General features: G+C 54.3%; 13 protein-coding genes. 5 read left to right on the forward strand and 8 right to left on the reverse strand.

Annotated elements, in window-relative coordinates; genetic code table 11:
* Positions 1-200 precede the first annotated feature (200 nt).
* The 4 genes from SHEW_RS03145 to cydC all read left to right on the forward strand — a co-directional run bounded on the left by SHEW_RS03145 (position 201) and on the right by cydC (position 5,618).
* Positions 201-908 (forward strand): hypothetical protein, encoded by a 708-nt coding sequence (locus tag SHEW_RS03145; RefSeq protein WP_011864417.1) that lies wholly within the window; start codon positions 201-203, stop codon positions 906-908.
* 58 nt (positions 909-966) lie between these two features.
* Positions 967-1,398 carry a hypothetical protein gene (locus SHEW_RS03150; protein ID WP_011864418.1) on the forward strand — a complete coding sequence of 144 codons (432 nt, stop codon included), beginning with the start codon at positions 967-969 and terminating at the stop codon, positions 1,396-1,398.
* Between the two features lie 681 nt (positions 1,399-2,079).
* The gene (gene cydD, locus SHEW_RS03155; protein ID WP_011864419.1) at positions 2,080-3,843 is read left to right on the forward strand and encodes a heme ABC transporter permease/ATP-binding protein CydD; all 1,764 of its coding nucleotides are present in this window, start codon (positions 2,080-2,082) and stop codon (positions 3,841-3,843) included.
* Positions 3,843-5,618 (forward strand): heme ABC transporter ATP-binding protein/permease CydC, encoded by a 1,776-nt coding sequence (gene cydC, locus SHEW_RS03160; protein ID WP_011864420.1) that lies wholly within the window; start codon positions 3,843-3,845, stop codon positions 5,616-5,618. Before cydD ends, cydC begins: the two co-directional genes overlap by 1 nt.
* 154 nt (positions 5,619-5,772) lie before the next feature.
* On the opposite strand, the gene putA is transcribed toward cydC, so the two are convergent.
* From putA to SHEW_RS03180, 4 genes are all read right to left on the reverse strand, one after another.
* The gene (gene putA, locus SHEW_RS03165; RefSeq protein WP_011864421.1) at positions 5,773-8,952 is read right to left on the reverse strand and encodes a bifunctional proline dehydrogenase/L-glutamate gamma-semialdehyde dehydrogenase PutA; all 3,180 of its coding nucleotides are present in this window, start codon (positions 8,950-8,952) and stop codon (positions 5,773-5,775) included.
* A 331-nt stretch (positions 8,953-9,283) separates the two neighbouring features.
* Entirely contained in the window at positions 9,284-9,832 is a 549-nt protein-coding gene (locus tag SHEW_RS03170; RefSeq protein WP_011864422.1) for a TIGR04211 family SH3 domain-containing protein, read from the reverse strand.
* A 256-nt stretch (positions 9,833-10,088) separates the two neighbouring features.
* A complete protein-coding gene (locus SHEW_RS03175; protein WP_011864423.1) occupies positions 10,089-11,357 on the reverse strand; it encodes an inorganic phosphate transporter in 1,269 nt (422 codons plus the stop codon).
* Positions 11,358-11,381: 24 nt separating this feature from the next.
* Positions 11,382-12,062 (reverse strand): TIGR00153 family protein, encoded by a 681-nt coding sequence (locus tag SHEW_RS03180; protein ID WP_011864424.1) that lies wholly within the window; start codon positions 12,060-12,062, stop codon positions 11,382-11,384.
* A gap of 253 nt (positions 12,063-12,315) precedes the next feature.
* On the opposite strand from SHEW_RS03180, the gene SHEW_RS03185 reads away from it, so the two are divergent.
* On the forward strand, positions 12,316-13,803 hold the full coding sequence (locus SHEW_RS03185; RefSeq protein ID WP_011864425.1) for a CYTH domain-containing protein: 1,488 nt from the start codon (positions 12,316-12,318) through the stop codon (positions 13,801-13,803).
* A 58-nt stretch (positions 13,804-13,861) separates the two neighbouring features.
* Here the strand turns inward: SHEW_RS03185 and SHEW_RS03190 are convergent, their stop codons facing one another.
* The 4 genes from SHEW_RS03190 to SHEW_RS03205 form a co-directional block, all read right to left on the reverse strand.
* On the reverse strand, positions 13,862-14,656 hold the full coding sequence (locus tag SHEW_RS03190) for an ion transporter (protein ID WP_011864426.1): 795 nt from the start codon (positions 14,654-14,656) through the stop codon (positions 13,862-13,864).
* Between the two features lie 80 nt (positions 14,657-14,736).
* The gene (locus SHEW_RS03195; protein WP_011864427.1) at positions 14,737-15,069 is read right to left on the reverse strand and encodes a hypothetical protein; all 333 of its coding nucleotides are present in this window, start codon (positions 15,067-15,069) and stop codon (positions 14,737-14,739) included.
* Between the two features lie 60 nt (positions 15,070-15,129).
* Entirely contained in the window at positions 15,130-15,774 is a 645-nt protein-coding gene (locus SHEW_RS03200) for a hypothetical protein (RefSeq protein WP_011864428.1), read from the reverse strand.
* Positions 15,775-15,981: 207 nt separating this feature from the next.
* Complete coding sequence (locus SHEW_RS03205) at positions 15,982-16,668, reverse strand: PspA/IM30 family protein (RefSeq protein ID WP_011864429.1); 687 nt, start codon at positions 16,666-16,668, stop codon at positions 15,982-15,984.
* Positions 16,669-16,710 lie beyond the last annotated feature (42 nt).

Raw genomic sequence — 16,710 nt, forward strand, 5'->3', positions numbered from 1 at the left:
GTCCGCAGATGCATCTACACCAGGTTATTTCATCTCTTCGATTTGGCGGTATTGGGTGCGAGTAGCGAATCTAAAGCCTGGGTTATTTTTGCCCCATTGCGTATTTTTCCAGATGGTATATTTGGCAAAATGCTGATAAGTTCATTGTATACAGATAGTTAACTGTGTGCGTTTTCACTAGTCCAACGAGGTAAACGCGCATGCGCACTAATAAAATGTTATGCGAAATCAATACGGTGCCAATATTTGTGATTAAGTATTTATACGGAAAAAAGCAGTATCTTACTCCTCTAATAGAGGGGGATTCAGGTTTCCGGTTTAGTGACCTTTCTCATTACGCTCGAATGGAAAATGACGCAATGAGGGATGAAGAGTTGGTGAAGACATTTGCTATCGATAAGTCAACTTTCGAAGTGAAGATAAATGATCATGTAATTGATTCAGAAAGTATGACGGCTGATCCCATATTTTCCTTTCCGGCTCGGCATTGCTTTTGTCTATGTTTGAGTAACCGAAAGGATAGTGAAGAACTCTACGAAAAATTCATGGCAGATGTATGTATTGAGGTTAAGGTTGATTTATATATTGAATTCCTTAATGACTTGTTTAAGCATCGATTTAAGGGCATGGAGATTGTCGCGAAAGATATTACTTATTATGGGAATAGCAGTTTACCAAAAGTCAGCAACCCTGATGAGCTTGTCTTTTTCAAACCAGATGCCTTTTCTCACGAAGATGAATTCCGTATAGCTCTATTTTATCCTGAAGATAAGCAAGGATTTAAAACTAAAGAGGGTGACACAATTCCTTTTTACAATGAGAATGAGTCGAATCATCTTACGCTATCTTATCCTGACCGAGAATTTCAAAAGCAATTTATCGGTGAGATATATGCGCCACGCGCATAATAAGGTGGTGCAGTGGAGCCAATTACCACGGCGTTAGCCTTACAAGGAGGATTATAGTTTGGCAAAAGAGAAAAATTCGGTAAATGTTAGTCATGAGCATGCGAAGCCAATATTGAAGTTTCTATTTAGTAAGTATGACTCTCGGCATAAGGATGATAGTGCTTTAAATAGCTATCCATTTACCCCTCATCACCTGTATCCAGAGCTTAGCGCAGAATTAATTGAACTAATCCATACGATTAAGGACAAGCATAACTTAGCGGAGACTAACCAGACTGTTTTAGACACTGTTTTGAATGGTTTTGTCAAAAATGACCTGCTTAAGAGTGATGATTACGTGGTTTTTAACTTTACGCCCCGTGGCTATAAATTTGCTTTGAAGTACAGCAGTACTTTCCGTTATTTGTGGAAATATCATCCAGCAACTTTATGGGCTGCACTTTCATGTATTATCGCAGGGGCGGGCGTAGTCGCTACGTTGACACAGTAAGGCTAACAAAGCGTTTAAGACAGACTCCCAACGCTTAGCATTCTCAGTTCAGGTTGGGTTTTGTGTTTACGGTGCAATGGTTTAGGTTCGGTGTTTAGAGTTGCTTACACCTTAATGCGGCGTTACTGATTAAATACTCTAACGCGTTTCTGTCCAAAAATGACTTGGCTCTAGACAGTCCGATAAGGTCAAATCGAAGAGACGATAGATACTGGTGTAAACACGTTTTTGGCCTTCGAAATCAGGGCTGAAAATGTTCCCGACATTTTTCGGCATTCCCTACATCCATGTAGGTCAGATTATTTCGTAGAGCCAACACGGACGAGCTGGCGGCCTGCCAAAAACGTGTTTGCACATGAGCCCACCGCAGGTGATAGGTTGCCATGAAGGTGCGACCTTCAAAGAGGTCTACAAGTACCAAAGTTCTTTGCCGTTAAATTTACACATATTATTGGGTTACTCGAAATGGGTCGATAATCCTCACATAGGAAAGGCAACATCTCCATGAACCCCACCCCAAAATCAAAACTCGATAAAAACTGAGTTCCCAGTTTTTTTGATCTAGCTCAATTTTTGTGAGCCTAATAACAATTCCCTACCCGCTGGTTTATTCCTGTGCGCGAGCCTGCGATACTCTTGCCATCGAACTTAGTGTCCCTGCCTGATAACACGCGGAGCTCAATGGATAAGACCCTCGAAAAAGTCCTCGGCCGCTGGCTTAAGCAGCAAAAATCGGCCTGTGGCGCCTACCTCAATCTGACCGTGTTGATTGGCGTGCTTACCGGCTTCGCCCTGGTGGCCCAGGCCTATCTGCTGGCGACTATGCTCCACGGCCTGATCATCGAAAACCTGCCTCGTGAGGCCTTTACCAGCGAGTTCATCGCCCTGATAGCCGTGATCGTGTTGCGGGCGGCGCTGGCCTATGGCCGCGAGCGCATCAGCTTCAAGGCGGGCATGTTGCTACGCAGCCAGATTCGTCAGAGTGTGCTCGACAAGCTGGTGGAGCTGGGGCCTGTGTTTATCAAGGGGCGCCCGGCGGGCAGCTGGGCCAGCATAGTGTTGGAGCAGGTGGAGGACCTTCACGACTTCTACGCTAAATATCTGCCGCAGATGATGCTGGCGGGCTTTATTCCCCTGACCATATTGGCCGTGGTGTTTCCCATCAACTGGGCGGCGGGGATCATTCTGCTGGCCACCGCGCCGCTGATCCCCCTGTTTATGATCTTGGTGGGCATGGGCGCCGCCGATGCTAACCGCAAAAATTTTGGCGCCCTGTCGCGCCTCAGTGGTCACTTCATGGATAGGCTGAGGGGGATTGGCACCCTACGTCTGTTCCACGCGGGTGAGCGCGAGCAGCAGGCGATCGAGAGCGCCTCGGAGGAGTTTCGCAGCCGCACCATGGCGGTGCTGCGTATGGCGTTTCTTAGCTCGGCGGTGCTGGAGTTCTTCGCCGCCGTCTCCATCGCCGTGCTGGCCGTCTATTTCGGTTTTAGCTTTTTAGATCATCTCGACTTTGGTCACTACGGCGCAGGTATGACGCTGTTTATCGGCCTGTTTGTGCTGATTCTGGCGCCTGAGTTTTATCAGCCTCTGCGGGATATGGGTACTCACTATCATGCCAAGGCCCAGGCCATAGGCGCCGCCGAGGCGCTGATGGAGCTGCTGAATCATCAAGGGGATGAGGCTGATGAGGCGCCGCGCGTGCCTTTTACAAGCGAGACGCCACTTAGCATTAAGCTGCAAGGGGCCGAGGTGTTAAGCCCGGATGGCCAGGTGTTGCTGGGGCCGATAACGGCCGAGGTTATCGGCGGCGAGCAGCTTGCCATCGTCGGTCCGAGCGGGGCGGGCAAGACCAGCCTGCTCAACATGTTATTGGGCTTCTTATCCTATCGCGGCAGCGTCCTGATAAATGGCGTAGAGTTGAGCAGCCTAGAGAGGGAGAGCTATCGTCATCATCTCGCCTGGCTGGGGCAGGAGCCGCAGCTGTTTCACGGCACCATTGGTGACAACGTCGCCATGGGCAAGGAGATGTCGGATGAAGCCATCTATACATTGCTGGACGACGCCCGTATCGGCGATTTTGTGCGGGCGCAGCCTCTTGGGCTCGCTCATCCCATAGGGGAGCAGAGCGCCGGGGTGTCCGTGGGGCAGGCCCAGCGCCTCTGTCTGGCAAGGGCCTTAGGTCAGTCCGCCAAGCTGTTTGTGCTCGATGAGCCGACCGCTAGCTTAGATAGCCACAGCGAGGCGGCGGTGATGCAGGCGCTTATTGATGTGCGCCAGGGCGCCACCAGCCTGCTGGTGACCCATCGTCTGGATGCTCTCATCGATATGGATAAGATCTGGGTGCTGGATGGCGGCAAGCTGGTGCAGCAGGGGGATTATCACACCCTGATGGCCGAGCCTGGGCTGTTTAGCGACCTGTGCCATCGACAGGAGGAGGCGTAATGAAACACCTGCTGCCTTTTATCAAGCTGTTTAAGCGCCAGTGGCTAATGATGCTGGTGGGTCTGCTGCTGAGCCTGACCACCCTGATGGCGGGCATTGGTCTACTGTCACTGTCGGGCTGGTTCCTGTCGGCTACCGCGGTAGCCGGGCTGAGTGTGGTGACCGCCCAGGCCTTTAACTATTTCACCCCGGCCGGAGGGGTACGTTTCCTCTCCATCGCCCGTACCGCCAGCCGCTATGGCGAACGTCTGGCGACCCATGAGGCCACCTTTCGCCTGCTGACCGAGCTGCGCACCTGGGCCTGGGGCAAGCTGATGCCCTTGAGCGCCAAGGAGCTCAGCCATCTGCGCGGCGGCGATCTGCTCAATCGTCTGGTGGCGGATATCGACACACTAGATCATCTCTATCTGCGGCTTATCACGCCGCTGCTGGCCTCGCTCTTGATGATCGCCGCCCTGTATGGTTTTCTCGCCTGGTTCGATAGTGAGCTGGCGCTGACCCTGTGCGGCGTGCTGCTGACTCTGTGGTTCCTGCTGCCTCTGGTTTTCTATCGTTTGGGCCACAGGCCGGGCATCGCCCAGTTGGAGAGCCGCCGCCAATACCGGGTGCTACTGTTGGAGTACCTGCAAGGCCAGGCGGAGCTGACCCTGTTTGGTGCCGAAAAGCGCTTCAGGGCTGAGTTAGATAGTGCCCAGGCGAAATTGTTTGCCAGCCAGTCCACCATGACGGCGGTGACCGCCCTGAGTCAGGCGCTGCTGATCTTAAGCCATGGGCTGGCGCTGGTGCTGCTCTGTTATCTCGCCGCCGATGGGGTGGGGGACAAGGTGCCGCCAGGGCCGCTGCTGGCGCTGGTGGTGTTTATGACCCTGGCCTGTATCGAGATGTTGATGCCGCTGGCTGGCGCCTTTCAGCACCTGTCGGCCTGCGTGCAGGCGGCCGAGCGGGTGAGTGAGATCACCGAGCGTCGCCCCAGCATCGGCTATGGGGAAGAGGCCAGCCTGGCGGCGAGTCGCGGTGCCCTGTCTATCGCGGGTGTCAGCTTCGGCTATCAGCCGGGCCAGCGGGTATTGGACGATTTGAGCCTGGAGGTGAAGCCGGGCGAGAAGCTGGCGCTACTGGGCCAGACCGGCTGCGGCAAGTCGAGCCTGTTGTCGCTCATCACCCGGGAGTGGACGCCCGATGCGGGCACTCTCTTGCTCGACGGCCGCCCAATAGAAGATTACAGCGAGCAGGCGCTGCGCCGCGCCATGACGGTGGTGAGTCAGCGTATCTATCTGTTTGCCGGCACCCTGCGCGATAACCTGACCCTGGCGCAGTTTGAGCAGGCGCCCGAGGGCAGCCGCGCCGAGCGCAAGGCCTGGCGTGAGGCCAACGATGCCAAGTTGATTGAGGTGTTAGAGCGTGTCGGCCTGGAGACATTAACCCAAGGCGAAAAGCCGCTGGATAACTGGATAGGCGAGGGCGGCAGACAGCTCTCAGGAGGCGAACGTCGCCGTATTGGGGTCGCCAGGGCGCTGCTGCGTGACGCGCCATTATTGCTGCTGGACGAGCCCACCGAGGGGCTGGATCAACGCACCGAGCGGGAGATCATGGCGCTGTTGCTCGATTTTGCTAAGGATAAGACCATGGTGATGATAAGCCACAGACTGACGGCCATGGACAAGATGGATAGCATCCACCTGATGGAGGCGGGCAAGATCCGCACTAGCGGCACTCACCAAAGTCTGCTGGCACAGGATGCCCACTATGCCAGTTTGAACCGCGTGCTAAGTTAAGGCGTATTCTTCGCCTTGAGTGCTTAGTCCTTAGCTCTTAGTCCTCAGTTCTTTTAGCCCTTGTGACGGGTAATAAAAAAGCCAGTGGAAATCCACTGGCTTTTTTGTTTGTCGCTTAACGAGAGCGCTTAACTAAAACGCTTAGCGAGCAAGATTACTCTTCGCTGTCACCCAGAGAAAGCAGGGTGGCGTTACCGCCGATGGCGGTGATGTTGTTGGTGCGCGTCTTCTCGGTGACGAAACGGGTCAGGTAGTGTGGACCACCGGCCTTAGGACCCGTGCCCGACAGGCCTTGGCCGCCGAACGGCTGCACGCCAACTACGGCGCCGATCTGGTTACGGTTGATGTAGACGTTACCCACGTTGACCTTGTCGGCCACTTCCAGGGCATGGCCCTCGTTGCGGCTGTGGATGCCCAGGGTCAGACCGAAACCGGTGGAGTTGATGTCGTCGATCACCTTAGGCAGGTCGGCTGCCTTGTAGCGGATCACGTGCAGGATAGGACCGAAGTGTTCCTTCTCCAGCACCTTGATAGAGTCGATCTCTACCGCAGTCGGCGCCACGAAGTGACCATTCTCGGTGCCTGCTGGCAGTTCCAGCTGGTTGATCAGACGACCCACCTGCTTGATATGGTCGATGTGGGCGTTGAGGTTCGCCTTGGCGGTCGCATCGATCACAGGGCCAACATCTGTCTTCACCGAACCTGGGTTGCCTATGGTCAGCTCGTCCATGGCGCCCTTCATCACGTCGATCACGCGATCGGCGATATCTTCCTGTAGATAGAGCACGCGCAGGGCCGAACAACGCTGACCGGCGCTGGTGAACGAAGAGGAAACCACGTCGTTAACCACCTGCTCTGGCTGTGAAGTCGAGTCCACCACCATGGCGTTCTGACCACCTGTCTCGGCGATCAGCGGGATGATGGCGCCATCACGCTGGGCCAGTGTCAGGTTGATGCGCTTAGCGGTCACGGTAGAGCCGGTAAAGCAGACGCCGCCGATACGCTCATCGGCCGTGATGGTCGCGCCAACGGTTGCACCCGTACCTGGTAGGAACTGCAGGGCTTCTTTCGGAATACCGGCTTCATGGGCCAGCTGCACTGCGCGGTAACCTACGATAGAGGTCTGCTCGGCAGGTTTGGCAACCACAGTGTTACCCGCCGCCAGGGCTGCGGTGACCTGACCTAGGAAGATCGCCAGTGGGAAGTTCCACGGGCTGATACAGACGAATACGCCGCGGCCTTGCAGGAATAGCTCGTTCAGCTCACCCGTTGGGCCAGGCAGCAGTTCAGGCTTGCCCATCATCTTCTTGGCTTGTACCGCGTAGTAGCGACAGAAATCGACCGCCTCGCGCACCTCGTCGATGCCGTCTTGAATGCTCTTACCCGCTTCACGGGTACAGAGGGCGATCAGCTCTTCGCGGTTCTCTTCAAGCAGATCCGCCAGCTTCTGTAGTGCGTTGGCACGTACTTCAACCGGGGTTGAGCACCAGCTGCCGAAGGCGTTGTGGGCGCTGGCCAGAGCCTGCTCGATCGCCTGATTGTTGGCGAAGGCGACCTTGCCGACGATCTGTGTGGTGTCGTATGGGCTCTTCACCTCAATGGTTTCACCGCTGAGGGTTTCGCCATTGACGATAGGGCCGGCAGACCATTGCTGGTCTTTGAACTTGTCCAGCGCGGCGAAGAAAGGCTCAGATTCTGAGATGATGTTCATGTTGATTCCCTTGGAGTTTTTACGCTCGGCGCCGAAGATGTCGATCGGCTGAACGATTTTATTGTTGGCTAGGGTTTTATAGCTTTGTAGGGTCGTCAATGGGTGGACAACCAAAGATTCGATCGGTGTCTTAGGGTCGACCAGCTTGTGTACGAACGAGGTGTTGGCGCCGTTTTCCAGCAGGCGACGCACCAGGTAAGGCAGCAGATCTTTGTGAGCACCTACAGGGGCGTAGATACGAACCGTGCTTACGCCGCTCTCGGCCAGCAGGGTGTCGTACAGCTCTTCGCCCATGCCGTGTAGGCGCTGGAACTCATACAGACGGTCGCCGGCCATGTCGGTGATGGCGGCCACTGTCTGGGCGTTGTGGCTGGCAAACTGCGGGTAGATGGCGCCGCGGGTGGCGTCAGACAGCAGGTAGCGCGCACAGGCCAGGTAAGAGACGTCGGTTCCTGCCTTGCGGGTGAACAGCGGGTATCCGCCTTCGCCGGCAACCTGAGCCCATTTCAGCTCGCTGTCCCAGTAGGCGCCTTTCACCAGGCGGACAGGGATCTCATCGCCCTGATCTTTGGCCAGACGGGTGATCCAGCACAGCACGGGGAGGGCGCGCTTAGAGTAAGCTTGTACCACGAGACCCAGCAGGCCCCAGCCCTTGGCGGCGTCTGAGTTATACAGCTTCTGGAAGAGTTTCAGCGACAGCTCGAGACGGTCTACCTCTTCGGCATCGATAGAGACGCCTACGTTAAGGCTACGCGCCTGAGACACCAATTTTATGAGCGTGTCATACAGCTCTGTCATGGTTCTGTCTTCGTTGGCCACCTCATAGCGAGGGTGCAGCGCCGATAGCTTGATAGAGATAGTCGGGCGTGGCGCCTCGCTCTCATCGTATTGCTGGGCGCCCAGTGCCGCGATGGCATTGGAGTAATCTTGGTAGTACTTCTGCGCGTCTTTCATGGTCAGGGCGGCTTCGCCCAGCATGTCGTAGCTGTGGGTGTAGCCCAGCTTGCGCTTGTCAGTGCTGTTCTTCAGTGCCTCTTGGACCGTACGGCCCAGTACGAACTGTTTACCCATGATCTTCATCGCCGCCAGCATGGCTTGGCGGATCACAGGCTCACCCAGGCGGTTGACCAGACGATTCAGCAGGCTGCTTGGCTTGCCGTCTATGCTCTTGTCCAGGGAGATGATCTTACCCGTGAGCATCAGGCCCCAGGTAGAGGCGTTAACCAGGGTAGAGTCACTTTTGCTCAGGTGCTCGTCCCACTTGGCGCCCGAGAGTTTGTCGTCGATCAGGGCGTCGGCGGTGGCCGCATCAGGGATACGCAGCAGGGCCTCGGCCAGACACATGAGGATGATCCCTTCTTGGGTCTCCAGGCTGTACTGTTGTAGGAAGGCGTCGATACCGACCATGAGTCCTTTCTTGTCGTATTGACGCACCTTGTGCACCAGGTCGTGGGCACGCTTGGTAATACGTTGAATCTCGTCGTCGCTCGAGGGAACAAGCTTAATCAGTTCAGAGAGGTACTGCTCTTCGTCGACAATATAGTTGTTGGTGATCGCTGTAAATAGCTCATCTAGGGTAGCTGAGTCGTAACGACCAGTCAGAACTTCACTTGCTTTGAACATAGTAATCACTTCCACCTGGACCTAAATAGGGACAGTTTTGGCTTGAACAAAAGGTAAGTTTTCAGGCGTTTAGTATTATTTTTGTATACAATCTGGCGCCATTTGCGCGCCGATTATACCTCCAAAATGTGACGAGGGACACTCTTGTGTGGGTGAATGTGACCTTTGTTTGATCTCGTCCGGCCAGAAGGCGGCTAAGGCCACTGTTTATGGGGGTTGTGGCGGCGTGCTATGAATAAAATTCAGGGTGTTTTATGGCTATTTTAGCCATAAAAAAAGCCAGGGACTCAGCCCTGGCTCATTATGCTCGCTCGCGGTAATGCCTAGATGATTACCAGCGGTTCTTCTGGCGACGACGTGGACGCGGAAGATAGACCAGAATTACACCGATCAACACGCCGATACCGGCAATCATGCCGCCTTGCTTCATCAGCTCGAAGCGCTCGTCGTTTTTCAGCTTGGTCAGCTCGCGGGTGGCGCTGTCGCGCTCGCTCGAGGCCTTGGCCAGGGCTTCTTCGGCGTTAGCCAGTTGCGAACGTAGCTGGCGGATCACCTGAGTGCTGCTGTCGCTCTCGTTGGTGATGTTCTCAAGTTCAGCCTTGACTCTGTCGAGTTCGGCCTGAACCTCTGGCAGCTGCACACGGAAGCTCTTGCCAGAGTCCAACATCTTGCTGTCGACCCAGCCTTCGCGGCCCTTGTGGTCGACGACCTTGGCGTAGTCGTTTTGCATCTCACCCAGGTAGGTGACCGGTTGACCGGCTTCGACGCTGCCCAGAATACGGTATTGGGTGCCAGGACCACCGTGAATGAAGGTGTAGACGTTATCTGAGATATAACGGGTCTGCTCAGCCGCCATCAGGGTCGATGATATTAGCATCATGGCGAGAATAGATAGGAGTCTTAACACTTTGAGTTCTCTTCAGCGAAATATTGGCACATGCTAGGGATTTAGCCACCTATTTGCAAGTGCAACATGGGAAGTGTTACCAGGAATTAATCTTTGTAGCTGCCCAGTTTGGCAGACAAGTTGCACAGAAAAGATAAGCCCAAACGGAATGGCTAAAAGTCAGGATAAATGGAAATAAAAAAGGAAGCCTTGAGGCTTCCTTTTTATTCTCTTATGAATAGGACTTAGCTTAGCTAAAGATCCCCTTGATCATGAAGAAGAAGATGATCGACAGGCCCGCGCCCGCAGGTAGTGTGACTACCCAAGAGACCACGATGTTACGTACCACGCCGATGTTGATGGCGGCGATACCACGCGCCATACCCACACCCAACACGGCACCAACCAGTGTCTGAGTGGTCGAGATAGGCAGACCCGTACCCGAGGCGATAACCACGGTAGAGGCGGCAGCCAGCTCGGCGGCAAAACCACGGCTAGGTGTCAGGTGAGTGATGTTCTTACCGATAGTCTGCATCACACGCTTACCGAAGATAGCCAGACCCATGACAATACCGAAGGCACCTAGTGGTAGGATCCACCAGACTAATTCAGCCTTGCTGGCGATCTCGCCACCGCTATTTACCACGGATACCACGGCGGCCAGAGGGCCAATAGCGTTGGCGACATCGTTAGAACCGTGGGCGAACGCCATACAACAAGCGGTCACAACCATCAGAATAGCGAATACCTTCTCCACGTTACCAAACTGCGTCTGACGATCGGCGCTCTGGCTCATCTTTAGACGTCTGATGGCAATCATACCGCCAATGCCCACCAGGATCGCAATAAAGACCGCCAGTGAGTAGGCTTCGACGTTGGTGAAGTGCAGACCTACGTGCTTCAGACCCTTCTTGATGGTCACCAGCGACATGACGAAACCGGCCAGTGCCATATAGAAAGGCACGTAACGCTTGGCGTTTTCCAGCGGGTTGTCAGTGTTGAAGATCAGCTTCTGTACGCTTTGGAAGATGGTAAAGGCGATAAAGCCAGAGATCGCCGGTGTGATGATCCATGACCCCACGATACCCAATACCTTGCTCCAGGCAACAGAATCGGCGCTCACACCCACGGCGGCAAAACCTACGATAGCGCCGACGATAGAGTGAGTGGTCGATACCGGCCAGCCCAGGGCTGACGCGACAACCAACCAGATACCGGCAGCCAGTAGCGCCGAGATCATGCCGTACACCAGCAGCTCAGGTGAGTCGACAAAATAGGCCGAATCTATGATCCCTTTACGGATCGTGCTGGTTACTTCACCGCCTGCGAGGTACGCGCCGGCAAATTCGAAGATCATCGCGATGATGATCGCTTGTTTAATGGTGATCGCGTTTGAACCTACTGAGGTTCCCATAGCATTAGCGACATCGTTTGCGCCAATACCCCACGCCATTAAAAATCCAAATGCAGCCGCAATGGCAATTAGCCACGGGCCATTGGTGATTAATACATCAACCATGTTGATACCTTGATAACTTTGTTTTTAGACGCGAGCTAACATTAGCTCTAGGCGGGAACCGACACGCTCGGCAAGGTCTGCCAAGTCTCCAACCCACTCAATTATCTTATAGAGGAACATCACATCCACAGGGTTTAGCTGATTCTCGATGCTAAACAACTGACGACGGATTTTGATTTGTAGATCGTCGGTGTCCTCTTCAATTTTGTCGAGTTCCACGATCATTTTAGCGACAAGATCGACCTCACGGCCTCTGAAACCTGTTTCTAGCAGGTCATCGAGCTCGTTAATGGCTTGCTTAGCCTGAGCCACTGCATCGAGACAGCGTGCCAGGTAGGCATTAAAGGTATCTTGAATTGCTTCTGGGACAAGTAGCTGACGGCCGATAACGCGACCTGAAATGTCTTTCGCCTTGTTGGCGATTTTATCTTGCTGGGTAAGTAGCTCCAGTAAGTCTGTTCTTTCAACTGGCATAAACAGGCCGCCGGGAAGCGTTAAGCGGATCTCACGCTTGAGTTCGTCTGCTTCACGTTCTGATTGGCTGATTTGTTTACGGAGTTGAACCGCTTTGTCCCAGTCACCTGCGACAGTAGCGTCAAAAAATGGTACAAGGATCGAGGCACAATCGTGCACCTTGTCGATATGATCTTGTAATGGTTTAATTGGCGATTTTGCAAACACGCCCAAAATAGAGTTTACTGGCATTGCCGTGTACCTATTTAGGTTATTCCACTGTTGGAAAATGCGGGCGCATGTTAACCCAAGCGTCCGCGTATTGAAACTGTGTTTTTATATAAAAACCCACAGTTTTTATTCTAACGAGTTATATATAAACTGCAATGCGAGATACTAATGGCCGATTATGACATTAATGTGACATTGTGAAATTTTCATTAAAGTATAATGACACATTCATTACAGTTCCGAGTCCTAGATTAAAAAAGTGAGCAGCTGGCGAATGGAAGCCGAGATAGAGCTAAAACTATTTTTCCCCGAAAACAAACGCGAAGCCTTGGTATCACTGCTTAACAGTCTACCCCATAGTGATGCAAAAGGCGCGATTCATCTGACCAACAGTTACTACGATACCCCAGATCTTCAGCTCAGACGCTGGGACATGGGACTGCGTATTCGTGGCCGAGACGGTCAATTTGAGCAGACGATCAAGACCGCCGGCACTGTGGTAGGTGGGGTGCACTCCCGCCCCGAGTACAATATTGATATCGATCAAGCAAAGGTCAATTTGTCGCTTTTCCCCACTGAGATCTGGCCAGAGGGCGCCGAAATCGGCCCGGTGCAGGATGCGCTGGTCTCGCTGTTTGACACAGACTTTACCCGCATGAGCTGGCATATCTATCTCGATGAGAGTCTGGTGGAGGTGGCGCTGGATATTGGCAGCATCAGCGCCAATGGCCAGTGCGAGCCTATCTGTGAGTTGGAATTTGAGCTGCTGGCGGGCGATGCCCAGGCGCTATTGGCGCTGGCCGAGCGGGTGACAGAGCAGATCCCGGCGAGACTTGGGCGCGCCAGCAAGGCCCAGCGGGGTTATCGCCTGGCGGCCATGGCTAGCCCCCTGCAGCTAGATACCCTGGCCTTTATCGCCCTGCCAAAGAAGGGCACTCCGAAACAGGCCTTGGTGACTCTATTGGAAACCGGCCTTGATCGCTGGCAGTTGCTGGAAGAGATGCTGCTGGAATCCCGGCAGGCGGCGCGGCAGTTGCCGTTGCTTGGCTATCGTCTGCGCGCCTGCATTCGCCTGCTGCGTTGCACCCTGGCGCAGTTTTCCCTGCTGGACGACAAATTGCTGCAGGCCTTCGACGCCATAGAGTCGCAGCTGAGCTTCGTCGACAAGGGGCTGAGTCTTTGCGAGCTGCTGGACGGTGACGGTGCCCTGCTGAGTAACCTGAGTGAGCCCGAAGGCTTGCTTGATGCGGTGCGCCATGAGCTGGCAGCCCTGGAGATGCCACAAAAGATAGATGCCATGCTTAACCATGTGACCTATGGTCAGTTGCAGGTTCGTCTGGTGAGCCTCTTGATGGCGGTCAACGCCGGGCAGGTATATATCAGCGAGCAGCAGAGCCTGCAGGCCTTCGCCGATCGGCTGCAGGAAGCCTCCTGGCAGCAGATTGTCGATTTAATGCCTTCCAATGCCGAGCTGAGCAGCGAAGATTATCAATCTTTTGCCAAGGCGCTTGATGAGAGCATCTTGGTCGGTGTCGCCTATGGTGAGCTGTATAAGCATAAGTCGCGGGATCAGTTCCGAGCCCCCTGGCAGGACTTGGTATTAGGCATACGCACCCTGGGTGCCTATCACAGTCTGAGGCAAACCGCCGCCACGCAGGGGCGGGATATCGATGATTGGCTCGATAGCAAGGAGCAGAGCCTGCTGTTTGCCATGGAGCATTCGCGCCGCTCGGCGCTTAAGGTGCAGCCCTACTGGCGATAATTGTCCAACAGGGCCATCACTCAACGGATGACTCGGCGCAATCGCCCTGAGTCATCTGTTACTTATTTTTCTCATTTAACTGCTGCTTTAGCGTCGCAATTTCCGACAGCAGGGTCTCCTGATTCTTCTCCATTCGCTGCAGTACCATCTCTAACTCATCACGCATCTGTTGGCTCTGGGCCTCCTGTCGCTGCTTGCTGTCTGGTGCGATGAAGATAGAGGCCATGTAACCCGAGATCACCCCGAAGAAGCTCACCCCACAGACGATCACCAGGCCGCCGATGAAGTGGCCTATTGTGGTGACAGGATAATAGTCGCCGTAACCTACGGTAGAGATGGTCACCAGCGCCCACCAGATGGCATTTTCTGCGGTGTGGATATTGGCATTTGGGTCGCCGCTCTCCACCAACAGAATCATTACCGAGGCGAGGGTGAGTATGGTCACCATGGCCACCAACAGGCTGGCGAGGGTGGTCTCTTGGCGCTGGCGCATCAGGGGGATCAGGATAGAGCGGGTCATGCGGATCAGACGGATCACCCGCAAAATCTGGAAGAAACGGGCCAGCCTCAAGGCTTCGATGGCGGGGATACTGGCCACCAGGTCGATCCAGTGGTGCCTGAAGTAGTCACGCTTATCTTCGGCGCGAAACAGGTTGATAAAGAAGTAGCTGATGAAGATGACGCAGATGCTGGTGTCGATGAAGAAGAGTAGGCGACGGGTCTCGCCATCCAGCTTGGCGAAGGTCAACATGAGCACCACGATGACAGAGATCAGGGAGAGCAGCATCATCGCCAGCTCGAAGGGAGTGGGGTTCTGGTTGATGGGCAGAAGCCAGCGCTTTCTATCGATCATGATATCGATTCCTTTTTGGCGGCGGCGCTCAAGCCGAATTTCCCTGTGAGTCGCCCTTGATTTGTGATCAGCCCATGATCTTATTCGTTTTTGTCGACAAAATGAACCAGGTCATCCAATACGCGGCGTTTTATTTCCAGTTGCTCATCGGCGGCCAGGCCATATTTCTCCGCCAGCAGTTGATAATCTTCCGGGCTGAGGGAGACGGTGAGGCGTGGACGCTTGGGCCGCTTGGTGGTGGCCAGCCCTAGAATGCTGCGGATCTGATCTGAGGGGCTGACACCGGCATCCAACGCGGCCTTGCGGATAGAGTATTGAAACTTCTCGTCCAGATCGAAGGCGACCTGGGTGGCCTTGGCGGCTTTCTGATTCTGCTGCCACTGTTCGGGAAGCAGCTTCTTATTCTTGCTCATTAGCTTGCCTTAAGGTGCTGTGAATCTTGCAAAGTGGGCGGCAAGACCGCCCTGTGTTGTTTATAGCTGTCCCGGCCAATATTGGCGAATATCGCTCAAGGGACGGTAGAGGGTGAGGCTGACATCTGTGTCACCCCCTTCATATACCTCGACCTCGACGGCGCGGTTTTCCTCTTCATCCAGCAGCAGATAGCTCTCGAATGGCTCGCCCGAGCTCATCCCCTCGTCTTGAGGCGGACGCATGCCGCGATAATCGACGCGGTGGAAATAGCCAAACTGGGCGAAGTTTACCTGATGATAGCGCTCACCCAGCCATCCCATGAGGGCGGCAGGGGTCTCTTTGACCTCAAGCTCGGCGTGCGAGTCTTCTTCGAAGATCTCGCTGAAGGCGTCGAGATCGAACAGCTGCTCCACCTGGCTGCGGGGGATCTTGATGGAGAAGGCCAGATAGGTTTCATCGTCTTCATCCAGAGAGAGGCAGAGGCTGTCGTTGCCGTGGCCCTTGAGCACCCACTCACACTGCTGCTTGCGCTGGTATTCGTAGGTGTTGATCCCTTCGACTCTCAGCTGTTGGCCTCGCAGTTGCTCGGGCAGGGCGAAGCTGTCATCCAGGCTGATAATATCGCCTTTTTGCAAATGATTAGGATGGTTGAGTTGGCGTTTGGGCGCCTCTTTCTTACCAAACAATCCTTTTAAGAATCCCATGAACTACCCTCGAGAAGAATAATGGTTGATATCAATCCTAGTAAATCGCTGCTCATGCTGGCTTGTTAAAACCTTCGATAACTGCTTATCGAAAAATCCTGGCTCGTTAGCAAGCGTTTTCCTGCGCCATTGCAGAACGCTTACCGTGATTGGCACAAAAGCACCTTGGGCAGAGCCGCAAGGTGCTATAGCTTGATTTAGCCTGTGTTATTTACGGGCTTTGAGGCGATCCAGTACCGCGTTGGCATTGGACTTCTGCTCGCCGATACCCGCCTCGGCAAGCTTGGCCTGTAGCGACTTGTCGCTGTTCTCGTCGGCCAGGGTTTCGGCGGCCTTGAGACGGTCGTCAAACTGCTGCTGACGTGCCTTGATGCGTTCCAACGAATCCTTGGCGTTCAACAGTTTAGAGTTGCTGCTGGCGAAGGAATCGGTAATGGTCGCCGTGGCTTTCTGCACGCTTTCCGTGGTCTTGACCATGCTGAGCTGACGTTGGTAGTCGGCCAGCTGGCGCTCTGTCTTGCGCACCAGGTCTTTTAGACGGGCGGCGTGGGCGCTAAAGCTGTCGTTGGCGCTCTGGTGTTCAGAAAGCTCTTGCTCAAGCTGAGCGATCTTCTCGGCCACTTCCAGGGCCAAGGCTTCGTTTTCCTTCTCCAGCGCCTGAGTCGCGTAGCCTTCGTGTTCGGCGATGGCGCGCTTTAGGCGATCCACTTCGCGGCTGGCTTGCATCTCTTTGGCCATGACGTCGGTCAGCTCGCGCTTGGCCTTGGTCAGGTGTTTCTCTGCGTCACGGATCTCTTGTTCGAAGATGCGTGTCGAGTTGGCGTCGACGATACTCTGGCCAACTTCGGTGGCGCCACCGCGAAATGCGGTGAGGATCTTGTTCAGTATGCCCATAATATGACTCCTCTTGGGGTAATGGCGTCGCCTTGTGCGTAA

The organism is Shewanella loihica PV-4, assembly GCF_000016065.1.
In the GTDB taxonomy this organism is placed as follows: Bacteria; Pseudomonadota; Gammaproteobacteria; order Enterobacterales; family Shewanellaceae; genus Shewanella; species Shewanella loihica.